Below are 22,334 nucleotides of genomic sequence, written 5' to 3' on the forward strand. Positions count from 1 at the left end.
CGGGATCGTCCATCACCTGCCGTGATGGACGAACGCCGCCCACAGCGCCGGTGAGGCGGGGAACCGGGCGCGGAGGGTCTCCACGGCGGCGTGCAGCGCGTGCGGCACCCGGTCCAGGTCGAGGCCGGTGGCCAGGACGTCGGCGTACACGGCGTCGGCGACCTTGAAGGCGATGCGGTCCTTCACCGTCCACAGGCCGCCGATGACCTGGGGATATCCGGCGACCTGGAAGGCCCCGGCGAGGTGGACGGCCTCGTCCGCCAGGCCGAAGCGGGTCAGGCCGGTCTCGCAGGCCGACAGGTAGGCCAGGCCCGCGCCGGAGAGGTCGAGCCGGGCGATCTCGCCGACCGTGAGCCGGGCGGCGGCCAGTTCGATGCCGCTGTCCCACGGTGAGAGGGGATCGGCGACGGCGTGGCCGGCGACGTGCACGACCGGGCTGGTGGGTAACGCGCCGAGGATGGCGTCGGCCTGAGAGTGCGTGCCGACCGGGATTCCGGCTTTCTCCAGGTGCGCGGTGACGGCGGCGAGCTCCCTGACCACGGCGGGAAGCGGCTTCTGGCCCTCGGCCTCGGGGACGGCGACGACGAGCCCGCCGCCCGCGTCCGGGCGGCGGGTCCGCGAGTGCCCGAGCGCCTGCACCGTCGCCGTGTACGACGAGACCACCCTGGCAGGCACGCTGGGCCCGCCCTCCCCATGGCGGCCGGCGGCGTGCAGCGGCAGCGACGCCAGCACCCCGACCGGGCACCACCACAGCCGCGACCCGGGCTCCGGGTCGAGCGCGGCCAGCACGGGTTCGGCCACCACGTCCCACAACCACTCCAGCAGCGGCAGCAGGACCGCGTTCTCCGGCCCGCCCGCCAGCCGCCCGGCCCACATCGCGGCGTGGTCGTGGGTGAGCCCCGGCAGCGGGACGTGCCGCACCTCTCCGGCGGTGAGGATCAGTGCGTCGCTCCGCCACGCCGAGGCGCTGACCAGCACGATCGGCCCCTCGGCGGCCTGGTCGAGCAGCCGGTCGACGCTCGGCGGCGCGAGGAACCCGGGGTGCTCCAGCCGGATGTCCGCGACGAGGTCGCCGAACGCCTTCGACAGCTTCAGCCGCTCTCCGGACGAGTCGAGCGGCGGCAGGTGGCCGGGCTTCTCCTCGGTCTCGGCGGTCAGCAGGTCGCGCAGCCGCAGGAACTCGGCCGCCCTGTGGTCGTCGAGGTCGCGCAGGTCGGTCCGCATCTGGAGGGCCTCGCCGAGCAGCAGGACCCGCGCCTGTTCGAGATAGGTGAGCGCGCGGCCCGGCTCGCCCGCGTCGAGCGCCGTCGCCGCTGCCTCGGAGGCGAGCCCGCCGTGCCGGCCGAGCGCCTGGGTCCGCCCTCCCCGCGCCAGCCGCCACGACGCGACGAGCGGGAACAGCGCGACCGCCCGGTCCATCGCCTCCAGCGCGCCGACGTGGTCGCCGAGCGCGGCGTGGGCGTAGGCCAGCGCGCGGGCGGCCTCGATCCGGTGCCGCGGCGCCGACCCCTCGTCACCGGCCCCCGCCGCGAGGACGGCCACCGCCTCCCGCGCGTCGGCCTCGGTCTCCCGGCCGAGCAGGGCGCATCCGGTCCGGAACGCGATCTCCGCGTCGGCGGACAGCCGGGCGGCCTCGCGGCCGACGTCCACCGCCTCGTCGAGGTCGCCCGCCTGGAGCAGCGCCCACGAGAGCGAGGAGAGCCGGCGGGCGTGGCCGGGCGCGAGCGCCGCCGTCCGCCGCGCGACCTCGACGATCTCCCGCCGCACCCCGGCGTCCCCGCCGAGCGCGTCGTCGTGGCGGGACAGGCAGTGCCGCAGCGAGTCGAGGTGGATGACCAGGCTGGACTCGTCGCCCGGCTGCGCCACCGCGCGGCGGGCGGCGTCGACCGCTTCCGGCAGCTCGTTGTTGTTCCGCAGCACGACGCTGAGCGTGTTGAGCACCCGCCCGAGCAGCGGGCTGTTCTCGGGGATGAGGGCGACCGCCTCGCGCGCGGTCGTGGCGGCCTCGTCGAGCAGGCGGGCTTCGCCGGTGTGGTCGTACAGGGCGAAGAGACACTCGGTCATCCTGGCCAGGCACGCGGCCCGCCCCGGATGCCCGCCGGGCAGCGAGTCGAGCGCCTCCCGCAGGGTGACGACCGATTCCCTGAGCAGGTCCGCGTCTCCGGTGAGCAGCTGCAGAGCACCCAGGTGAGCGGCGAGATTGCTCAGATGGCCGGGGCGCTCGGGCGCGCCGGGCGGGGTCGCGACGACACAGGCCCTGCCGTGTTCGAGCGCTTTCCTGAGTCTCGGTACGTCGCCCTCGGCCTTTCCCAGCTCGAACATCGCCACCGCGACGGTGTTGAGGTAGGAAGGCAGCCGAGGGTCGTCGGGCGGGGTCAGGGCCAGCGCCTTCTCGGCGGCGGCGAGGGCCGCCCGGAGGTCGGCGACTTCGGCGAAGACGTGGAAGCGCTCCATCAGCGAGGTCGCCCAGCTGACCAGATAGAGAGGCTCGTCCGGTACGTCGGCCACGACCGACGCCAGCAGCGCGCAGTTCTCCTCCAGCACCTCCCGCTTCCCCTCACGCAGGTAGAGGCTGCGCAGCATGACGGCGTAGTCGTGCCGGACCTGCGGGACGTCGCGCAGGGCGTCCTCGAACGATCGCTCCCCTGACATTGCTCGATTGTGCGGCGTGCCGATGTCCCGGCGCCTGTCCTCCGTGCAGGGGACACCCGGAAACGAAGGCAGCCACCCGGGTCGCCGGATGGCTGCTTCTGGAGTGAGAGGTCAGACGCCGGTGGAGCGTCTGCTGCGGACCAGCACGAAGAACAGGACTCCCGCGGCGATCACGGCGATGCCGATGACGCCGATCTGGGTCAGGGGCAGGCCTGCGGCGGCGGGCTCCTCGGACGCGGCGCGTTCGGCCATCTTGGCCGTGGTCACCGGTTCGGTCGCGGGGACGTTGGCCACCTCGCCCGCCTTCAGTGTGGTCGACGCCTGGGCCTTGCTCGGCTTCGTCGCCTTCACGGTGACCTTCCACTCTCCGTCGGGGAGCGGTTCGGCGGGGTTGTAGAGGTTCTGGCCCTCGGGGGCCGACATCAGCGCCACCGGGCCGAACGTGCGGCCGTCGGGGCTCTCGGCGAACAGCGTCGCGTCGACGATGTCGGTGACCGGGGCGCCGTCCTTCTTCCATGTGACCAGGACGTTCACGCTGCGGCCGCCGTCGCCGACGACCTGGAGCTTGATCGGGCCGTCCGCGGCGGCCGTGGCCTGTTGCGCGCCGAGCAGCAGGCCGAGACCGGCCAGCACGACGGCCAGGGCGTACCTCAGTGCCTTGTTCATTCGTGGGGGTCCCTTCTCGCTAAAAAGGCGGGTGCCCCGTGCGCACATCGGCGCACGGGGCACCCGTTATGGGTTGTACTGCAGCGGGTCCGGTTAGACCGGGTTGCCGCCGTTCTCAACGATCAGCGCGTTGGCGTCACGGATGAGCGTGGCCTTCACGACGGCGTTGTTGACATTCTTCGGGTCGTTGACCGCCTCGATGAAGCGCGTGAGCTTCTTGACGATCTTCTTCTGGTCCCGCTCGCGTTCCTTGTTCTCCGACACCATGACCTTGTTGATGTCGTCCTGGAGCTTCGCGGCCGCGGTCGCGGTCAGCTGACCGGCGTCCTTGAAGCGCGAGATCAGGGCCGAGATGTCATCGGTCGAGGTGGTCGTCTTGAACTTGACGGTCTGCGAGTAGGTGCCACCCGAGTTGGTGGTGACGGTCACGACGAGCGTGTGCTCGCCGAGGCCCAGACGGTAGAGCTGCTGGACCGCACCGGAGGTGATCTCCTGGCCGTCGAGCGTGCCGACGACCGTCTTGATGCCGGTGCCCGCGACCTCCCAGGCGATGGTGACGTCGGTGCTGTCACCGTACGAGGCGCCCTCGGACACGCCCGAGACCAGGATCGTGGGCTCCGTGGGAGTCTCCTCGATCTTGATCGTGGCGGCCTTGGTCTCCTCGACGTTGCCCGCCTTGTCGGTGGCGCGGTACTGCAGGGTGTGGTCGCCGACACCGGTGACGTTGACCGCCGCGGTGTAGGTCGTCCAGGCGCCGCCGTCCAGGGCGTACTCGATCTTCTCGACACCGGAGGTGGCGTCGGTCGCCGCGAGAGCCACCGGAACCGAACCCTGGCCCACCGGGAGGAAGTCCGCGGTGGTGACGGGAGCGGTCACGTCGAGCTTCAGCGCGAGGGCCTTGGCCGTCTCGGTGTTGCCGGCCTTGTCCACCGACCGGTAGTTCACGGTGTGGTTGCCGTCGCCGGCGACCGAGAACGCGGTGGTGTACGTGGTCCAGGCGCCGCCGTCGACCTGGTACTCGGTCTTGTCGACGCCGCTGCCACCCGAGTTGTCGGTGGCGGCGAGGTTGACCAGAACCGCGGAGGTGTACCAACCGGCGGCGTTGGGAGCCGTCGGGGTGGTGGTGGCGGTGGTGGTGGGAGCGGTGGTGTCCGCGACCGTCGGCTTGGTCAGCGTGAAGTAGTCGAACTTGACCGTCTTCGCAGCCTGCTGGTTGGTGCCGATGGTGTAGACACCGACCTTCGGAGAACCGACCGCCGTGTTGGCGACGGTCGCCGACATGTTGGTCCAGGTCGTGCCGTTGGTCGAGTACGAACCGGCGAAGGTGGTGCCGGTCTTGGCCAGGCGCAGCCAGACCACACCGGTGCCCGGGTTGGCGTTGGGCTGCGGGTTCTGGACGGTGCCGGCGACCTCGCTACGCAGCTCGACGCCACGGACCACGGTCGCACCGGGTGCGTTGGTGGTGAGCAGGTCGAACTTCACGTAGTTGTCGTCGTCGGTGTAAACGATCACACCGCCCTGCTGGTACTGCTCGCTCAGCGCCGACGCGTCGACCTTCGTCTCCAGGGTCCAGTCGCCCGAGGGCGCGGTCTGGAGGATGAAGTTCTTCGTACCGGAGTTGCCGGTGCCGTAGATGTCGCCGGTGACGGTGGTGAGCTCCAGGTTGCCGCCGGTGACCTTGGCGGTGGTGGAGTCCGGACGGACGATGGCGTTCCAGCGGCACGGGTCGATCGTGGTGCCGTTGAAGTCGTCGTTCGGGCTGATGTTACCGGCGGTGTCGTCCGGCGTGATGCTGAACCAGTCGAACTTGGCGTCCACGACCGTGCGCTGGCCGGTGTTCGCGAAGGACACGAGACCGATGCGCGGGTTGGTGATGCCGGCCAGCTGCTTGGTCTCCGACATCGCCGTGAAGGTGGTGCCGTCGGCCGAGTAGGAGGCGTTCAGGTTGCTGCCGTTGCTGGAGAACCGGACGTAGAACGTGTCCGGGAAGGCGTCTCCGAGGTTGGCGGTGTTGCTCGCGGTGACCTCGTTGGGAACGCCCGCCTCTTCGCGGATGAACTGGAAGATACGCTGCGCGTGGTCAGGCGTGGCGTTAGCGGCGCGGCCCTGGATGACCATCTTGGCGTAGTTGTCGTCGTCGCCGTACACGACCAGACCGGCCTGCTGGTACTGCTGGTCGGCGCGCATGGTGACCTTGGCGGTCGCGGTCCAGGCACCCGAGGGGAGGGGCTGGAGCACGACGTTGCTCACCGGCGTGGCGTTGTTGGTGCCGTAGATGTCGGTCAGCGAGGTCGGGATGACCAGCGAGCCGTCCACGACCTTGAGGTCCTGGTTCTCACGGAGAACCGACCAGCGGTTGCGGTCGAGGTCGCTGCCGAGGAAGTCGTCCGAGCGGCCCGAGAAGCAGGTGACGTTCGGCGACTCGACCTTGACGTTGACCGAGGCGGTGGTGGCGGAGCCCTTGGCGTCGGTCACCGTGACGGTGGCGACGTAGGTGCCGGGGGCGTTGTAGGTGTAGCTCGCGTTCGCCGTGGTGGGCTGAGCGGCGCCGGTGACGCCGAAGTTCCACTTGTACGTGAGCGGGGTGTCGCCGTCGGGGTCGGTCGCGGTGGAGGTGAAGGCCACCTGGAGCGGGGCGGTGCCGGTCAGCGGGGTACCCGAGGCGGTGACCACGGGACGCTGGTTGTCGGTGACGCCCTTGCCGACGAAGTCGACCCAGTTGAAGTTGAGCAGGTAGTCGCCGTTACCGGCGGAAGCCGGCTTGCGGACGATGAAGTACAGCGGAGCGGTGGTCGTCGGGACGTTGGTCAGCGGAACCGACACGTCCTTGAAGGTCTGCCAGCCACCCGTGGGGGTGATGTCGACCGAGCCGACCAGCGTGCCCGTGTTGGGGTTGCCGGCCTTGATCTGCACCGTGCCGCCGGGGCCGGCGGACGAGACGCGGAGGCTCACCGAGTCGATGCCCGACAGGTTCACCGGGTTGTAGGCCCAGAAGTCACCGTCGTTGGTGAAACCGATGTTCAGGTTTCCGCCCAGCGGGTCGGTGGTCGTCTCGGTCGCGACACCGGGGGTGTCGGTACCGGTGGCGCCCTCAACCCGGCCGGTCTCGGTGAAGTGCTCGGCCTGCTTGCGCTTCGGCTGGAGGATGACCTCCGAACGGCCGGTCAGCGAACCGGCGCCACCCGCGCCACCCTTGTCGGCGTAGGTCGCCTCGAGGATGTAGTACAGGTTGTCGTTGATGCCGTGGCCGCTGTCCGACAGCGTCTGGATGGTGCCCGAGCAACCGGTCTTCTGGTCGAGCGGGTGGCCGTGGCTGTCGTGGCCCAGGTAGGCCTGCAGCTGCACCTTGGTGCAGTCGATCGTGCCGTCCTCGGCGTCGGTGGCGGTGATGGTGTACTTCACCGTGTCACCGAACTCGAAGAACCCACCTGCCGGGGGCAGGGTGATGTTCACGACCGGGCGGGTGTTGCCGACCACGATCGGGACGTTGGCGTGGGCGGCGACGCCCGCGGCGTTCTTCACCGTGAGGACGGCGCTGTAGTTGCCGGCCGTGGTGTAGGTGTACGAGGGGTTGGCGGCGGTCGAGTCGACCGTGCCGTCGTCGTTGAAGTCCCACTCGATGGTGATGGGGTTGCCGTCGGGGTCGCGCGAACCCTCGCTGGAGAAGTTGACGGTCAGCGGGGCCGGGCCGTCGGTCTTGTCAGCGGTGATCTTGGCGATCGGCGGGCGGGCGCCCTTGACGTACTCGATGCGGTAGATGCCCGAGTCGGCGTTGTCGCCACCGAAGCCCGAGCCCCACTCGACCAGGTACAGCGCACCGTCGGGGCCGAACTTCATGTCCATCGGACGGATGAAGCCCATGTCACGCAGGATGCGGTTGATCTTGATCTGCTGGGTGCCGGCGTCGTTCATCTGGAACGAGAACAGCGTGTTGTTGTTCCACTCACCGAAGATGGCCTTGCCATCCCAGTAAGCCGGCCACTTGACGGCCGAGGTCGAGGCCGCGTCGTAGCGGTAGACCGGGCCGGCCATCGGCGCGCCGCCGTTGAGCTCGGGGAAGTTGTTCTGGTCGACAGAGCTGGTGTACCAGATCGACGCGGCCTTGGCGGCCGGCGGGTTGGTCAGACCAGTGTTGTTCGGCGAGTCGTTGACCGGGTTGGTGCAGCTGAAGGCCGCGCCGGAGGTCTTGGTCGCGAAGTTGTAGTCGATGTAGGGCGTGTTGTTGCCGATGCACTGCGGCCAGCCGTAGTTGCCGGGAGCCGACAGGGCGTTCCACTCGACCGTGCCCTTGGGACCGCGGTTGGCGTTCGCCGAACCGGAGTCGGGCCCGTAGTCGGCGACCATGACGTTGCCGGTCTTCGGGTCGAGGCCGATGCGGAACGGGTTGCGGAAGCCCATGCCGTAGATCTCAGGCTTGGTCTTCTCGGTGCCCGGGGCGAACAGGTTGCCCGAGGGGATGGTGTAGGTGCCGTCCGGCTCGGGGTGGATGCGGAGCACCTTGCCGCTCAGGTCGTTGGTGTTGCCCGAGCTGCGCTGCGCGTCCCAGGAGGAGCGGCCCGCCTGCTCGTCGATCGGGGTGAAACCGTCCGAGGCGAAGGGGTTGGTGTTGTCACCGGTGCCCAGCCACAGGTCGCCCGTCTTGTGGTCCATGAGCATGCCGCCGCCGTGGTGGCAGCACTCGGCCCGCTGGACGGGGACGGTGAGGACGATCTTCTCCGAGGAGAAGTCGATGGTGTCGCCGACGACGGTGAAACGGCTCAGCCTGTCGACGTTGCCGCCGGTGGACGGCGACCAGTACAGGTAGATCCAGTTGTTGGTGGCGAAGTCCTTGTCCAGCACCATGCCGAGCAGGCCCGACTCGTTCGCGGTGAAGACGTTCATCTTGCCGGCGGTGACGGTGCCACCAGACGGCTTGATGATCTTGACGTCACCGAGACGGTCGATGTAGAAGACCCGCCCGTCCTTGGCGATGTCGGTCATCATCGGGTTCGAGGTGTTGGTGTCGAGGGCGACCTTCTCGTAGCTCCCGGTCAGGGAGGCGGAGCAGTCGGCCTTCTCCACGCCGGCGGCGGTACGGATACCACCGAGCAGCATCTTGGTGAAGTTGGCCTCGACGTAGCTTTCCTTGGTGTGACCGAGGCCGGTGTACCAGGAACGGCCGCCGTCGAAGTCCTGACACCAGGAGATCGGGTGGTCGATGCCCTGGGTGGAGCCGGTGTACGACTTCTGGTTCAGCGACTGCAGGACGTGCACCGCGTTGCGCGGGTTCGCCTGGAAGTCGTACCACTCGTCGGTCCGGGTCCACGAGGTCGGCAGGTGCGAGGTCGACGGGTGCGCCTTGTCCTCGTTGACGACCGTGGCCTGCTGGATGGCGGGGTGCGACTTGAAGTACGCGCCGACCAGCTGCCGGTACCAGTCCCAGCTGTAACCGCCGTCGGAGGCGGCGTGGATGCCCACGAAGCCGCCGCCGGCCTTGATGTAGCGCTCGAAGGCGGCCTTCTGGTCCGCCGTGCTCACCGGGTCGCCGGTGGTCGAGTTGAAGATGACAGCCTTGTACTGCGCCAGGTTGGCGTCAGTGAACTGGGCGCTGTCCTCGGTCACGTCGACCGCGAAGTTGTTCTCGGTGCCGAGCTTCTGGATGGCCGCGATGCCGTCCGGGATCGCGTCGTGCCGGAAACCCGTCGTCTTGGAGAAGACGAGAACCTTGAACTCCGGATCCGCGGCCGCGTTGGCGGGAGCGGCGGAGAAGGCCAGGACGGGCATGGGCAGCATGAGAGCCGCCGACGCGACCGCCACGGTCCGGCGCAGTGAGATTTTTCTCTTGAAAGGCAGGATCTCGGAGAACCTGGCCCACGTTCGAGAACGTGGTGACATGGGGGAATCCCTTTCCTGACTGGGGATGTCAGGCAAAGCGCGCGCCGCCGCGCTGGTGCCACTTGTTACATGGGTTGTGCGGTACTGCAGTGGCTGGAGGGTGCCACCTCCAGGCTTGTGGGGGCCGGCGCCGTCAGTGAGGCGCCAGCCGGGGAACCGGATCAGTGATCATGGTCGGATGGTCGATGAGTCGATTCACGACCACGCTCGCGGCGCCGCGCGCGGCGGCGCCGAAGCCGAGGTCGGAGGCGACGAACCGGCACTGGCTGGCTGATCGCGCCACGACCAGCCGTTCCAGTTCGGCCTGTGCGTGCGAGAGCAGCCAGGGGGCGAGCGTGGCGAAGTAGCCGCCGACGACGATGACGCGTGGGTTGAACAGGTTGGCGAGGATCGAGCCGCCGAGCCCGAGCCATTTGCCCACCTGCGCCACCGCCTCCGCCATGCGGAGGTCGCCCGCGGCCAGTCCTCTGGCGATCTCGATCGCCCGCTCCTCCGGGTCGGAGGCCGGGAGGGAGGCCTCCGGGAGTGCCGCCTTCATGAGCGCGGCCAGCCCCACCTTGGTCTCCAGGCAGCCGTAGCGCCCGCAACCGCAGCGGGCGCCCCCGGGATCGACCGGCAGGTGGCCGACCTCGCCGGAGAAGCCGTCCGCGCCGCGGAGCAGCTTCCCTTCGAGGACGATGCCGCCGCCCACGCCGACCTCGCCCGTCAGGTAGACGAGGTGGGACGTCCCGGCCGCGACGCCGGAGGTGTGCTCGGCCAGCGCCGCGAGGTTCGCGTCGTTGTCGACCGTGACGGGGACCCGCCACGGTCCGAGGGCCGCCGAGAGCCGTGCGGCCAGGGGAAGATCGCTCCAACCCAGGTTGGGGGCGAGGGTGACGACGCCATGTGTCACGTCGACCAGACCGGGGACCGCGACACCCAGCCCTGCGGGCGGGGCCTCGGCCGTCTTCATCGCCTCGACGGCCTCCAGAGCGACTCGGCCGAGCTGGCGAAGTGCGAGTTCTGGGCCGCCGGCGATGGCGTCGAAGGCGATCCGCCGTTCGACGAGCACCCGGCCGCTGAGATCGGAGCCGTGAGCAGAGATGTAGTCAACGTTGATCTCCAAACCCAGCGCGCCGACGTGGGCGCCGTGCAGTGTCACGGGCCGCCGGGGGCGGCCGATCGCACCGGCGTGCTCGGTTCCGGTCTCCCGGACCAGCCGCCGGTCGAGCAGTTCCGCCACCAGGTTGGAGACCGTGGCCCGGTGAAGGCCGGTCGCCTCCGCGATGTCCGCCCGCGACTGCGAGTGGTGATCACGAAGGTGGCGGAGCACTAACGAGAGATTGGTCTGCCGGAGCATGGGGGCGCTCGTCGGCAGGGCGGTGCCGGCCGCGTGGGTCGAGCGGTGGTCGACGGTCACGTGGGTCACCGCCTTTCATTTGTCTCTGCGATCAATTAATGAGGTTTGTAACACGCACGTGTCTGGAGCGCACCGTGTGAGCGGATAACGAGTTGACATCGACGTATAAGTGCAGGTTAAAGGCTTGTGCTCCGCGTAACTGGACCGTTACAAACCGGCGCGCCCGGGGCGGCCCGGCCCGTCAACCTTTAATTTGGCCACCCGTGCAAACCAATCGAACTGAGCCTGTCAGCAGCTTCTGAGCCTGGTGTTGCGGTGTAGACGAGCAGCGACTGGGTCTGGTCGGGGTCCACCAGGATCTGGCAGTGGAGCTCCAGCAGCCCCGCCTCGGGGTGCCGGAACCGCTTGCGCGCGCACGACGGCCCGGCGACGGGATGCTCCCGCCACAGGGCGGCGAACTCGGCGCTGCGGGCCGGCAGCGCCCGCACGATCTCACCGGCCCGGGAGCGTTCGCCGTCGCGAGTGTAGACGCGCTGCAGGTCGGCGGCGAGCTCACGCCCCACGGTGGCGTGGTCCTCGACGGGATGGATCTCCCGTACGGCCGGATCGTCGAACCACCGGAAGTGGAGGCTGGCGGAGAGCCCGTCGTAGGCCAGACCGTCGCCGAGAAGCTCGCGGGCCAGCGGAGTCTGCCGCAGGGTCTCCCCCAGATCGGTGACCACGAGGGCCGCCGCGTCGCCCGGCAGGTTCTCGAAGATCCGCTCCATGCCGGGGTTGACCTCGCGTGAAAGGTTCAGCCGGAAGCCGACGGCGTACCCGCCCAGCCGGAGCAGGTGGTCACGCTCCTCGGTGGTGAGCCGCAGCGCGCGGGCGATGGCGGTGAGCATCTGCTCCGACGGCTGCGGGCCGCGCTGCTGCTCGATCCGGCTGTAGTAGTCGGTCGACATGGCCGACAGGGCGGCGACCTCCTCGCGGCGCAGGCCGCCCGTCCGGCGGCGCGAGCCACGGGGCAGCCCGACGTCCTCGGGCTGCAGAGCCGCGCGCCGGGTGCGCAGGAATTCAGCGAGACGGGCCCGTTGCATACCTCGGTCAACAACCCGCTGGGCTGGGACGATTCCGTTCAGGCACGGACAGTCCGTCCCTGGATGCGGGTCCGGCCACCAGGCAGGTTCGACGGCATGACAACCATTCCCGTCCTCAACCCGGCCACCGGCGACGTGATCGCCGAGGTGCCCGCCGGGACCGCCGCCGACGTCGACCGGGCGGTGGCCGCCGCCCGCGCCGCGCTCCCCGCCTGGGCCGCGACCGGCCCCCTCGACCGGGCCGCGATCGTGGGCCGCGTCGGCGCGGGCATCCTGGCCCGTGCCGACGAACTCGCCGCCACCATCACGGCCGAGATGGGCGCCCCGATCAGCCTGGCGCGCACCGCGCAGATCCAGTTCCCGGTGGCCGTCGCCCAGTCGTTCGCCGCCCTGGCCGAGACCTTCGCCTGGACCGAGGAGCTCGGCGACTCCCTGGTCGTCCGCGAGCCGATCGGCGTCGTCGGCGCGATCACACCGTGGAACTTCCCCCTCCAGCAGATCGTCTCCAAGCTGGCCCCGGCGCTGGTCGCGGGCGACACGATGGTCTGGAAGCCGTCCGAGATCGCGCCGCTCACCGCCCGCGTCCTGCTGGAGATCGCCGAGGAGGCCGGCCTTCCGGCCGGGGTCCTCAACGTCGTGCACGGCACCGGCGAGGTCGTCGGCGAGGCGATCTCCGCCCACCCCGGCATCGACATGATCTCCTTCACCGGCTCGACCCGGGCCGGCCGCCGCATCGGCGCGGTGGCCGCCGGGACGGTCAAGCGGGTCGCCCTGGAGCTCGGCGGCAAGGGCGCCAACGTGATCCTCCCCGGCGCCGACCTGGACGTGGCCGTCCCGACCGGCGTGGCCATGTCCTTCACCAACGGCGGCCAGGTCTGCGGCTCGTGGCCGCGCATGCTGGTCCCCGCCGGGATGCAGGACGAGATCGCCGCCCGCGCGGTGGCCGCCGCCGAGGGCTACACCGTCGGTGACCCCGCCCTGGAGACGACGATGATCGGCCCGATGGCCTCGGAGGCCCACCGGGACAAGGTCCACGGCTACATCGAGCACGGCGTCGCCGACGGCGCCCGCCTGGTCTTCGGCGGCACCGGACGGCCTTTCGAGAAGGGCGCCTACGTCCGCCCGACGATCTTCGCCGACGTCGACCCCGCGTCGAAGATCGCCCAGGAGGAGATCTTCGGGCCGGTGCTGACGATCATCCCGTACACGAGCACGGACGAGGCCGTGGCCATCGCCAACGGCACCAGCTACGGCCTGACCAGCGGCGTCTTCGGCCCCGCCGACGAGGCCATGGCCGTCGCCCGGCGGATCCGGGCGGGGCAGGTCGACGTCAACGGCGGCCACTGGAACCCGCTCGCGCCCTTCGGCGGCTACGGCCAGTCGGGCAACGGCCGCGAGTTCGGCCGGTTCGGGCTGGAGGAGTTCCTGGAGGTCAAGTCGATCCAGCGCTGAGGGGCTCCAGCGGTACCCCTCAGCCCGGTCCTTCCGGGGGCCGGCGTGCCTAGCCTGGACACATGGCAGTCGGTGAGTTCCTCAGAGCCCGCCGCGACCGGCTCACCCCGGAAGCGGCGGGCCTTCCGTCCGACGTGCGCCCCCGGCGGGTCCCCGGGCTGCGCCGCGAGGAGGTCGCGGGCCTCGCGGGCGTCAGCGTCGACTACTACGTCAAGCTGGAGCGCGGGCTCACGCGGGGCGTCTCCCGGCCGGTCTGGGAGGCGCTGGCCCGCGCGCTCCGGCTCGACGAGACCGAGCGGGCCCACCTCTACGACCTGATCGCCGCCGAGACCGGCGTGGTCCTGCGCCGGGAACCGCTGCCCCGCCAGCGGGTCGCGCCCGGCCTGCTCAACCTGATCGCCTCCTTCGACCAGGTCCCCGCGATGGTGCAGGGCCGGCGCATGGACGTGCTGGCCTCCAACGACCTCTTCAAGGCCCTGTACGCCGGATTCACCGGCCGCAACCTGGCCCGCTTCATCCTGCTCGACCCAGCCGCGAAGGCCCTCTACCCCGAGTGGCCCCAGGTCGCCCGCAGCGCCGTCGCCGTCATGCGCCTCTACGCGGGGTCCCACTCCGACGACCCCGAGCTCACCGTCCTGATCGACGAGCTCTCGCGGGGCAGCGACCTGTTCCGCCGGATCTGGGGCGAACACCGGGTCGACCGCCACGCCGACGGGAAGAAGCGCTTCCGCCACCCCGTCGTGGGCGAGCTGACCCTGAACTACGAGACGTTCCTCACGGCGGGCGACCCGGAGCAGACTCTCGTGCTGTTCCACGCCGACCCGGGCTCGCCGTCGGCCGACGCGCTGCGGCTGCTCGGGTCCTGGCACGCCTCGTCCGCCACCGCCTGATCACTCAACCGCCACGGGCTGTGTTCGGCATGCCCGGAAACTCCTTGGAGATCATCATGAAGGCCGTCCAGGTGACCCGTTACGGCACCCCAGAAGTCCTCGACCTGGTCCAACTCCCCGAGCCCGCACCCGGGCCTGACGAGGTGGCCGTCGACGTGACGCACGCCGCCGTCGGCCTCATCGACGTGCTGATCCGGCGGGGCGACTTCGCCGCCCACGGCCTGCCGATGCGGCCGCCGTACACCCCCGGGATCGAGGTCGCGGGCACGGTCCGGGCCGTCGGCGCGGACGTGACCGGTCTGGCCGCCGGCGACCGGGTGGGCACGCTGTCGATCGCCACCGGCGGCGGCTACGCCGAGGTCATGATCGCCCCCGCGGCGGCCACCTTCCGGCTCCCGGACGGCCTCGACCCCGCCCAGGCCGTCGCGGCCCTGCCCAACGCGACGACGGCGGTCCTGGCCCTGACCAGGGCTGTGACGCTGCCCCCGGACGCGCGGGTGCTGGTGCTCGGCGCGACCGGCGCGCTGGCCTCGGTCTTCCCGGCCGTCGCCCGCCGCCTCGGCGCGGCCGAGGTCGTCGGCACCGTGCGCTCGGCCGCCCGGATCGCCGAGGCCGAAGGGCTCGGCTTCGACCGGGCCGCCCTCTTCGACTCCCTGGACGGACAGCGGTTCGACGTCGTCGTCGACCCGGTGGGCGGCGAACTGCGCGGCCGGGCGCTCGGCCTGCTCGCCGACATGGGCCGCCTGATCGCCGTCGGCGGCGCCGGCGGCTCGGCCCGCTCCCTCGACACCGACCAGCTGTGGTTCGGCAACACGGGAGTCGTCGGCTTCGCCGTCGGCAACTTCCTGCCGAGGTTCCCGGCCCTGGCCGCCCCGGCCGCCGCCGAGGCGCTCGCGGCGATCGGCGACGGCTCGATCAAGCTGAACGTCGAGACGTTCCCTCTCGGCCGCGCCGCCGACACCCACACGCGGATGGAGGCGGGCGGGGTCTCCGGGCGGCTGATCCTCACTCCGAGGTAGGTGCTCCCGCCCGCCGCAACAGGCGGGAGCACCTCACCGGTGTCAGACCGCCGTGCAGGTCAGCGACGGCGCCGGGGACGAACTGCCGGAGGCCAGCAGGCCGAACGTGGCCGAGGCTCCCGGCGACAGCGAGCCGTTGTAGTTCACGTTCTTCGCCGTCACCGCCCCGCCGCTACTGGTCAGCGTCGTGCTCCACGACGAGTTGACCGTCTGCCCGCCTGAGTACGTCCAGTTCACCGTCCACCCGCTGATCGCCTGCCCGCCGGCCACGACCTTCACGTCGGCCTGGAAGCCGCCGCCCCACGTCGAGGCGACCGTGTACGTCGCGGTGCAGGAGCGCGGACCGGAGGTCGGCGTCGGAGTGGGCGTGGGCGTGGGCGTGGGCGTCGGGGTGGGGGTCGGCGTGGGGGTGGGCGTGGGCGTGGGGGTCGGCGACGGGTTCGAGCCGCCGGTGAAGTTCACGTCGCTGCAGAAGTAGTACGACTGGTCCATGTGGCTGGCCTGCCAGACCGTGAACACGATGTGCCGGCCCGAACGGCCGGGTGCGTTGACCTCGACCGGGGTGGTCGCGCCGGTCGGCACGCGGCCCACCTGGCCGACCAGTTCCAGGTCGCTCCACTTCAGGGGCGTCGTCAGCGCGTTGAAGCCCTGTTTGGTGGCGTACACGCGGATGTAGTCGGCGCCGTGGATCGCCTGGTCGGTCATGTTCAACGTGAACCGCGTCGGCTTGTCGACGGTCTTCCACGCGCCGAGCGTGTCCATCGCGTTGAAGCGGCCGTTGAAGGTCCGCCCGCCGCTGCAGAGCTGCCCGTCGGGGACGGCGGCCTGGTGGTTGCCCGCCACCTGCTCGCGGTAGAGGCCGTTCCAGTTCCACATCGCCTGGACGTCGTACTGCCAGGCCTGCCAGCACATCGGGTCCTGCTGCGCCATGGCGGGGTTCTGGAAGTCGCCGCCCCAGCGCTGCCAGCAGCCGTAGTTGCGGGACGGCGGGTCGGTGACGGAGCCGTGCGCGTTCGCGGGCACGACCAGCGCTGTCGCGAGGAGTAGTAGGGCGCCCAGGGCCGTGAGCCAGGTCCGGGAGAGCGTGTGCACGGGGCTCCTCCTTCGAGAAGTGTGGGGGCGCCCAACGTCTCCTAACTCGTTGTCAGGGACAACGGTGATGCTCCGGAGCGCCGACTCGAACTGGGAAATCTCCAGAACCCGACTGAACGGTTCAGAGACTCTGGTCACACTTTGACCGGTTCGCTAACGTGCCCCAGGTGACTGTCCAGAAGGAAGCCCCCGCCCGTCAGGACGACAACGAACCCCGCCACTGGCTAGCGGTGCGACCGCGCCTGGTAGTGGCGAGCGGGTTGATGCTCTTCCTGGAGTTGTCGCTCATCCGGTGGACCGGTTCCAACGTGGTTCACCTGAGCTACTTCACCAACTTCGTCCTGCTGGGGTCGTTCCTCGGCATCGGGCTCGGGTTCCTTCGGGTCGGGCGGACCAAACGGCAGCCCTACTACTCGCCGGTGCTGCTGGCGGTGCTGGTCCTGGTGATCAGTTTCTTCCCGGTGCACGTCAACCGCGAGGCGTCCGGGATCCTCTACTTCACCAGCCTGGAGACCAGCGGGCCGCCCGCCTGGCTGATTCTGCCGGTCATCTTCGTGGTGGTCGCGCTGGTGCTGATGGGGCCGGCCGAGCTGGTCGGGCAGTGCTTCCCGAAGCTCGAACGGCTTGAGGCCTACCGCTGGGACCTCGTCGGGTCGCTGTGCGGCATCGGGCTGTTCACGCTGCTGTCGTTCCTGAGCGCGCCGCCGCTGGTGTGGGGGCTCGTGGTGGCGATCGGCTACTTCGTGGTGCTGCGGCCGCAGACGGTGCTGACCGGGCTCGTGGTCGCGGTGCCGGCGCTGCTGGTCATCGGGGCGCTGGCCATCGAGACCTTCTCCGCCGGGGCGCTCTGGTCGCCCTACTACAAGGTCACCACGAAGGCCTTCCAGAACCAGGGTGTGGACGTCCTGGACATCCAGGTCAACGGCATCCCGCACCAGCAGGCGATCCCGGCGGCCAAGCGGCTGGAGTGGGAGCAGCAGTACGGCATGCCCTACCAGCGGGCGGTGTCGGCGTCCAAGAGCCTCGACGACGTGCTGATCGTCGGCGCGGGCAGCGGCACCGACGTGGCGATCTCCCTGCTGAAGGGCGCCAAGAGCGTCGACGCGGTCGAGATCGACCCCAAGCTGCGGGAGATCGGCGGCGCGTCCCACCCGGACAAGCCCTACAGCGACCCCCGGGTGACCACGCACATCAACGACGGCCGGGCGTTCCTGGAGCGGACCGACAAGAAGTACGACCTCATCCTGTTCGCGCTGCCCGACTCGCTGACCCTCGTGTCGGGCGCGAGTTCGCTGCGGCTGGAGAGCTACCTGTTCACCGAGCAGGCGATGGAGGCGGCGAAGGAGCACCTGAAGCCGGGCGGCGCCTTCTCGATGTACAACTACTACCGCGAGACCTGGCTGATCGACCGGCTCGCGTCGACCGCGCAGGCGGCGTTCGGGCACAAGCCGTGTGTCGACTTCACCGGCTGGGGCGGGCAGGCCGTCATCACCGCGGGGCTCACCCCCGCCGACCAGGCGTGTGGCGGCGAGTGGGGCGGCGCGGCGGCCGGGACCCCCGCGCCGACCAGCGACGACCGGCCGTTCCTCTACCTGAGCACCGGCTCGATCCCGTCGCTGTACATCTTCGCGCTGGGCCTGATCCTGCTGGTCAGCGTGTTCGCGGTGCGGGTGGTGTCGGGTCCGTTCCGGCAGATGCGGCCCTATGCCGACCTGTTCCTGCTCGGGGTCGGCTTCATGCTGCTGGAGACCAAGAGCATCACCGGCTTCGCGCTGCTGTTCGGCACCACGTGGGTGGTGAACGCGATCGTCTTCGCCGGGGTCCTGGTCGCGGTGCTCGCCGCGGTGGAGGTGACGCGCCGCTTCCGCACTCCATCACTTCCGGTCATGTACGGGGTGATCGCGGTCGGCCTGGTCATCGGCTGGCTCGTGCCGAACCAGTGGCTGCTGTCGCTGCCGCTGTGGCTGCGGATCCCGGTGGCGGTGGCCATCGCGTTCCTGCCGATCTTCGCGGCCAACGTGGTGTTCGCCAAGCGGTTCACCGACACCGACGACTCGACGACGGCGTTCGGCGCGAACCTGCTCGGCGCGATGGTCGGCGGCTGCCTGGAGTACGCCGCCCTGGTGCTCGGCTACAACTCGCTGCTGATCGTCGCGGGCCTGCTCTACCTGGGGGCGTTCGCGCTGCTGCCCCGTGAGTCGCGGGCCATAGCGTGATCGACTTCTACCGCGAGAACGGATACGCGCTGGTCAAGGGCCTGCTGTCGAAAGAGGAGGCGGCGGCCTGCCGCCAGGAGGCGCACGCGCTGATCTCGCGGTTACGGGCGGTCGACCCGACGTGGGCGGTCGCCCGCCGCCTGACCGAGCGGCACACCGAACTGCGGCACTGCCACGACGCCCAGTTCCACTCGGCCGCCTTCACCCGGCTCCTGGTCGACCCCCGCTTCACCTCGGTGGCCGCCGAGGTGGTGGGCTCCCCGAACGTCCAGCTGCACCACACGAAGATCTTCATCAAGCCGGCCGAACACGGCTCGCCGTTCCCCATGCACCAGGACGCCGCGCACTTCCCGCACACCCGCCACACGATGGCGGCGGCCATCTTCCACTTCGACGACGCCCCCGAGGAGAAGGGCTGTGTACGTGTGGTGCCCGGCAGCCACCTCGACGGCCCGCTCCCCCACGTCGAGGAAGGCGGCTGGCACCTGCCGCTCGACGCGTGGCCGCTGTCGTCGGCGATCCCCGTCGAGGCGGAGGCCGGTGACGTGCTGTTCCTCAGCTATCTGCTGGTCCACGGGTCGGGGGTGAACACCTCGGGCGAGGACCGCACCACGTTCCTGGTGCAGTTCCGCGACCCGCAGGACCGTCCGGCCGACGACGTCCACCGGTCACTGGGTCAGGGCATGATGCTTCAGGGCTTCGCGCCGGACGTGTAGGCGGATGGCGTAGCCGAGGGCGCGGTAGATCGGGCCCTTCTTGTAGTGGTAGCGCAGGATGAGCTGTTTGGCCTGGTCCTGGGGTGAGTCGAGGTCCTCGGGCCGGGGGTAGCCGCGGCTGACCGTCCACACGCGGTCGCCGAGCCTGATCTCGTGGGCGGGCACCTCCCGGCCGGCCAGCGTGCCGGAGGCCGCTCCCGACTCCATCAGCGCGACGTCGCGCAGGCCGGCGAACTGCGCCGGGTACGCCTCGGCGACCAGCCGCCGGATCGACGGCAGGTAGACGACCGTGTCACCCGGCAGGGCCAATTGGCTCATGAGTTTCGCCACGGCGGCGGGGTCGTCGCGGCGGGAGTCGGGCCGCCGGGTCTCGGCCTGGGCGGGCAGCGCCGGGAGCAGCGCCACGGCCAGCGTCGCGGCGGCGACGGGGACGGCCACGGCCGGGCGGGCCAGGCGGGTGAGGCCGTCGACGGCGGAGCCGATCAGCAGGGCGAGGCCGATGACGGCGTACAGGACGTAGCGCTCTTCGTAGTAGGGCTTGAGCTGCGACAGCAGCAACAGCAGCGCGGGCGGCGCCACCGCCAGCGGCAGCGCGACGACCCGCAGCGGGCCGCCGCGCAGCAGCGCCGGAAGGGCGAGCGCGAGGGTCCAGCCGGCGAAGCCGGTCACCAGGTCTCCGGCGTCGGCCCAGGTCGGCGGGGCGAGCCGGGCGACCTGGGCGCTCTGCGGGTAGGCGATGAGGATGAGCGGCACGGTCGCGGCGACGGCCGCCGTGGACGCGGCCAGCCAGCGCCGCCAGTCGATGAGCAGGCCCGGGACCGCGAACGCGGCCAGCACGAGCAGCGCGGTCAGGTTCAGGTGGGCCGCCACGGTGACCGCGACCGCGTACATGACCCAGGACCGCCGGACGAGCGCGTACACCGCCCACGCCACCGCGGCGCACACCAGCGCGGGAGAGCGGCCCTCCTGGGCGTAGTGCGACACGACGGGCAGCAGCGCGTACGCCGCGCCGGCGGCGAGGCCGCTGCCGCCCATCAGCCGGGCCGCGCCGGCGACGGCGAGCGCGGCCAGGCCGGTGGCCAGGACCGACGGCAGGCGGATGAGGATCTCGGGGTCGCCCGGGAACTGCAGGACGACGTGGACGATGAGGTAGTAGAGGCCGTGGACGGCGTCCACGTTCCCAAGGGTGGAGAACAGGTCTCCGAGCGGGCGGCTCGCGAGGGCGAAGGTGGTCGCCTCGTCCTGCCACATCGAGCCCCGGTCGAGGCCCCACGTCCCCATGGCCACGGCCATGACGAACACCACGACTCGCGTCATACCCCCTGCAATGCCCCGGACTTGGGTTGCAATCCGCGTACAGCGGACGGAAAGCGGAGTGATAGTGGTCTGAGTCACTCTATAGATGTCCAAAGTAGGAAAGTCCGGGTGCAAATCCGCGGATTCGTACGTTAGATGAGCCAGGAGCCCACCTGAGAGGTAGCGATGATGTGTCAGCATCAGCCCCACTGTCCCTCCCCTTACGCCTCCGACCGCGTCTCCGCCCACGTCGTGGCGGCCCACCCGGAACAGGGCTGGAGCCTGCTGTGCAACGGGGTCGTGCTGTTCGAGGACCTCGGCCTGCTGCTCCCCGACGGCAGCGCCGTCCGCTGACCCTCGTTACGCCCCATGCCTCCCGGGCAAGGGTGAGGCATGACGAACGGGGACCTCTACGCGTACGCCGATCTGCTCGACGGGGATGAGCGGCGGATCGTCGCCCAAGTACGCGAGTTCATGACCGAACGGGTCGCGCCCATCGCGGACGACCAGTGGACCAAGGCCGAGTTCCCTCATCGGCTCGTGCCCGAGTTCGGCAAACTCGACGTCGCCGGCCTCGCCTACCGAGGCGCGCGGAGTCTGCTGACCGGTTTCAACGTGCTGGAGATGAACCGGGTCGACCCCTCGTGGGGGACGTTCTTCGGGGTGCATTCGGGGCTGGCCATGGGCAGCATCGCCCGGCTCGGGTCGCAGGAGCAGCGTGAGCGCTGGCTGCCGCGGATGGCGGCGATGGAGAAGATCGGCGCCTTCGCGCTGACCGAGCCGACCGGCGGGTCAGACGTCGCGGCGGGGCTGCGCACCACCGCGCGGCGTGAGGGCGACACCTGGGTGCTCAACGGGGCCAAGCGCTGGATCGGCAACGCGACGTTCGCCGACCACGTCATCGTCTGGGCCAAGGACGAGGGCGACCAGCAGGTCAAGGGGTTCGTCGTCGACCGGGGGTCGGCCGGGTTCACCACTGCCAAGATCGAGAACAAGATCGCGCTGCGGACCGTCCAGAACGCCGACATCACGCTGGAGAACGTGCTCGTGCCGGAGGAGAACCGGCTGGCCGGGGCCTCGTCGTTCAAGGACACCGCGACGATCCTGCGGCAGACCCGGGGCGGCGTCGCGTGGCAGGCCGTCGGGTGCATGATCGGGGCCTATGAGCGCGCGCTGGCCTACTCCAAGGAGCGCGAGCAGTTCGGGCGGCCCATCGCGGGGTTCCAGCTGGTGCAGGATCTGCTGGTGCGGATGCTCGGCAACGTGACCGCCTCGCTCGGGATGGTCGTCCGCCTGGCGCAGCTCCAGGACGACGACGTCTACCGCGACGAGCACTCGGCGCTGGCCAAGGCGTTCTGCACGGCCCGGATGCGCGAGGCCGTCGGATGGGGGCGCGAGATCATGGCGGGCAACGGCATCGTGCTCGACTACGGGATGGGCCGGTTCGTGGCCGACTCCGAGGCCATCTACAGCTACGAGGGCACCCGGGAGATCAACACGCTGATCGTCGGACGGGCCATCACCGGGGAGAGTGCCTTCGTCTAGGTGTACTTGGCCGAGATCTTGGTGACACGTGGCCGCAGGTGATTGATCATGAAGAAGACCTCCGGGCGTAGTGGAGTTAGCCGCTTCACCCACGCACGGAGGTCTTGATGGGTCACGCTAACGCCCGGCTGACGTTTCACGGCAGATGCCTGCTGGTTCGCCGTGTCGTGTTCGACGGCCGACCTGTCGCGCACGTGGCCGCCGAACTGGGCGTCTCACGCCAATGCGCTCACCGATGGGTCCGCCGTTACCACCAGGAAGGCTGGCCCGGCCTGGAAGAACGGCGCAGCGGACCCCGCACCAGCCCCCGCCGCACCCCGCCCGACATCGAGCAGCGGGTCCTGGTGGCGCGCGCCGAGCTGCGGGCCGGACCCGACCGGCTCGCAGCCGCCACCGGAGTGCCGGCCCGGACCATCACCCGGATCCTGCGCCGCCACGACATCCCCCGCCTGGCCATGTGTGACCCGCTGACCGGCACGCCGATCCGCGCCAGCC

At 70.4% G+C, this 22,334-nt stretch carries 15 protein-coding genes; 8 read left to right on the forward strand and 7 right to left on the reverse strand.

Annotated elements, in window-relative coordinates:
- Positions 1–12: 12 nt before the first annotated feature.
- The 5 genes from AW270_RS33190 to AW270_RS33210 form a co-directional block, all read right to left on the reverse strand.
- On the reverse strand, positions 13–2,652 hold the full coding sequence (locus AW270_RS33190) for a CHAT domain-containing protein (RefSeq protein WP_061300088.1): 2,640 nt from the start codon (positions 2,650–2,652) through the stop codon (positions 13–15).
- A 111-nt stretch (positions 2,653–2,763) separates the two neighbouring features.
- Positions 2,764–3,318, reverse strand: a complete 555-nt coding sequence (locus AW270_RS33195; RefSeq protein ID WP_061300089.1) for a hypothetical protein — start codon at positions 3,316–3,318, stop codon at positions 2,764–2,766.
- A 93-nt stretch (positions 3,319–3,411) separates the two neighbouring features.
- Positions 3,412–9,081: a ThuA domain-containing protein gene (locus AW270_RS33200; RefSeq protein WP_157522992.1), complete on the reverse strand. Its 5,670-nt coding sequence runs from the start codon at positions 9,079–9,081 to the stop codon at positions 3,412–3,414.
- A gap of 244 nt (positions 9,082–9,325) precedes the next feature.
- Entirely contained in the window at positions 9,326–10,600 is a 1,275-nt protein-coding gene (locus AW270_RS33205; RefSeq protein WP_245674984.1) for an ROK family transcriptional regulator, read from the reverse strand.
- 179 nt (positions 10,601–10,779) lie between these two features.
- Positions 10,780–11,613: a helix-turn-helix transcriptional regulator gene (locus AW270_RS33210; RefSeq protein WP_061300090.1), complete on the reverse strand. Its 834-nt coding sequence runs from the start codon at positions 11,611–11,613 to the stop codon at positions 10,780–10,782.
- 96 nt (positions 11,614–11,709) lie between these two features.
- On the opposite strand from AW270_RS33210, the gene AW270_RS33215 reads away from it, so the two are divergent.
- The 3 genes from AW270_RS33215 (at position 11,710) to AW270_RS33225 (ending at position 14,974) form a co-directional block, all read left to right on the forward strand.
- Positions 11,710–13,065 (forward strand): aldehyde dehydrogenase family protein, encoded by a 1,356-nt coding sequence (locus tag AW270_RS33215; protein WP_245674985.1) that lies wholly within the window; start codon positions 11,710–11,712, stop codon positions 13,063–13,065.
- Positions 13,066–13,127: 62 nt separating this feature from the next.
- Positions 13,128–13,955 carry a helix-turn-helix transcriptional regulator gene (locus AW270_RS33220; RefSeq protein ID WP_061300092.1) on the forward strand — a complete coding sequence of 276 codons (828 nt, stop codon included), beginning with the start codon at positions 13,128–13,130 and terminating at the stop codon, positions 13,953–13,955.
- 56 nt (positions 13,956–14,011) lie between these two features.
- Positions 14,012–14,974, forward strand: coding sequence for a quinone oxidoreductase family protein (locus AW270_RS33225; protein WP_061300103.1), 963 nt, complete (start codon positions 14,012–14,014; stop codon positions 14,972–14,974).
- A 42-nt stretch (positions 14,975–15,016) separates the two neighbouring features.
- On the opposite strand, the gene AW270_RS42215 is transcribed toward AW270_RS33225, so the two are convergent.
- Positions 15,017–16,066 (reverse strand): lytic polysaccharide monooxygenase auxiliary activity family 9 protein, encoded by a 1,050-nt coding sequence (locus tag AW270_RS42215; protein WP_061300093.1) that lies wholly within the window; start codon positions 16,064–16,066, stop codon positions 15,017–15,019.
- Between the two features lie 167 nt (positions 16,067–16,233).
- On the opposite strand from AW270_RS42215, the gene AW270_RS33235 reads away from it, so the two are divergent.
- Both AW270_RS33235 and AW270_RS33240 read left to right on the forward strand, forming a co-directional pair.
- Complete coding sequence (locus tag AW270_RS33235; protein ID WP_061300104.1) at positions 16,234–18,282, forward strand: spermine/spermidine synthase domain-containing protein; 2,049 nt, start codon at positions 16,234–16,236, stop codon at positions 18,280–18,282.
- Positions 18,279–18,998 carry a phytanoyl-CoA dioxygenase family protein gene (locus tag AW270_RS33240; protein ID WP_061300094.1) on the forward strand — a complete coding sequence of 240 codons (720 nt, stop codon included), beginning with the start codon at positions 18,279–18,281 and terminating at the stop codon, positions 18,996–18,998. Before AW270_RS33235 ends, AW270_RS33240 begins: the two co-directional genes overlap by 4 nt.
- Here AW270_RS33240 and AW270_RS33245 read toward each other — a convergent pair.
- Positions 18,951–20,315 (reverse strand): hypothetical protein, encoded by a 1,365-nt coding sequence (locus AW270_RS33245; RefSeq protein WP_157522995.1) that lies wholly within the window; start codon positions 20,313–20,315, stop codon positions 18,951–18,953. The two genes, AW270_RS33240 and AW270_RS33245, sit on opposite strands and share 48 nt — an antisense overlap.
- 168 nt (positions 20,316–20,483) lie before the next feature.
- Between AW270_RS33245 and AW270_RS39250 the strand changes: the two genes are divergently transcribed.
- The 3 genes from AW270_RS39250 to AW270_RS33255 form a co-directional block, all read left to right on the forward strand.
- The gene (locus tag AW270_RS39250) at positions 20,484–20,648 is read left to right on the forward strand and encodes a DUF5999 family protein (protein WP_157523004.1); all 165 of its coding nucleotides are present in this window, start codon (positions 20,484–20,486) and stop codon (positions 20,646–20,648) included.
- A 39-nt stretch (positions 20,649–20,687) separates the two neighbouring features.
- Entirely contained in the window at positions 20,688–21,839 is a 1,152-nt protein-coding gene (locus AW270_RS33250; protein ID WP_061300096.1) for an acyl-CoA dehydrogenase family protein, read from the forward strand.
- A 107-nt stretch (positions 21,840–21,946) separates the two neighbouring features.
- Positions 21,947–22,334: helix-turn-helix domain-containing protein (locus AW270_RS33255; RefSeq protein WP_157522998.1), on the forward strand; the 388-nt coding region annotated here is incomplete at its 3' end.

This window comes from Herbidospora cretacea, assembly GCF_001570605.1.
Classification (GTDB): Bacteria; Actinomycetota; Actinomycetes; order Streptosporangiales; family Streptosporangiaceae; genus Herbidospora; species Herbidospora cretacea.

Excerpts from the sequence above, each read along its gene's own strand:
- AW270_RS33210 (WP_061300090.1), bottom strand. The coding sequence starts at position 11,613 with ATGCAACGGGCCCGTCTCGCTGAATTCCTGCGCACCCGGCGCGCGGCT.
- AW270_RS33220 (WP_061300092.1), top strand. The coding sequence starts at position 13,128 with ATGGCAGTCGGTGAGTTCCTCAGAGCCCGCCGCGACCGGCTCACCCCG.
- AW270_RS39250 (WP_157523004.1), top strand. The coding sequence starts at position 20,484 with ATGTGTCAGCATCAGCCCCACTGTCCCTCCCCTTACGCCTCCGACCGC.
- AW270_RS33195 (WP_061300089.1), bottom strand. The coding sequence starts at position 3,318 with ATGAACAAGGCACTGAGGTACGCCCTGGCCGTCGTGCTGGCCGGTCTC.
- AW270_RS33215 (WP_245674985.1), top strand. The coding sequence starts at position 11,710 with ATGACAACCATTCCCGTCCTCAACCCGGCCACCGGCGACGTGATCGCC.
- AW270_RS33225 (WP_061300103.1), top strand. The coding sequence starts at position 14,012 with ATGAAGGCCGTCCAGGTGACCCGTTACGGCACCCCAGAAGTCCTCGAC.
- AW270_RS33190 (WP_061300088.1), bottom strand. The coding sequence starts at position 2,652 with ATGTCAGGGGAGCGATCGTTCGAGGACGCCCTGCGCGACGTCCCGCAG.
- AW270_RS33245 (WP_157522995.1), bottom strand. The coding sequence starts at position 20,315 with ATGACGCGAGTCGTGGTGTTCGTCATGGCCGTGGCCATGGGGACGTGG.
- AW270_RS33200 (WP_157522992.1), bottom strand. The coding sequence starts at position 9,081 with ATGCCCGTCCTGGCCTTCTCCGCCGCTCCCGCCAACGCGGCCGCGGAT.
- AW270_RS33250 (WP_061300096.1), top strand. The coding sequence starts at position 20,688 with ATGACGAACGGGGACCTCTACGCGTACGCCGATCTGCTCGACGGGGAT.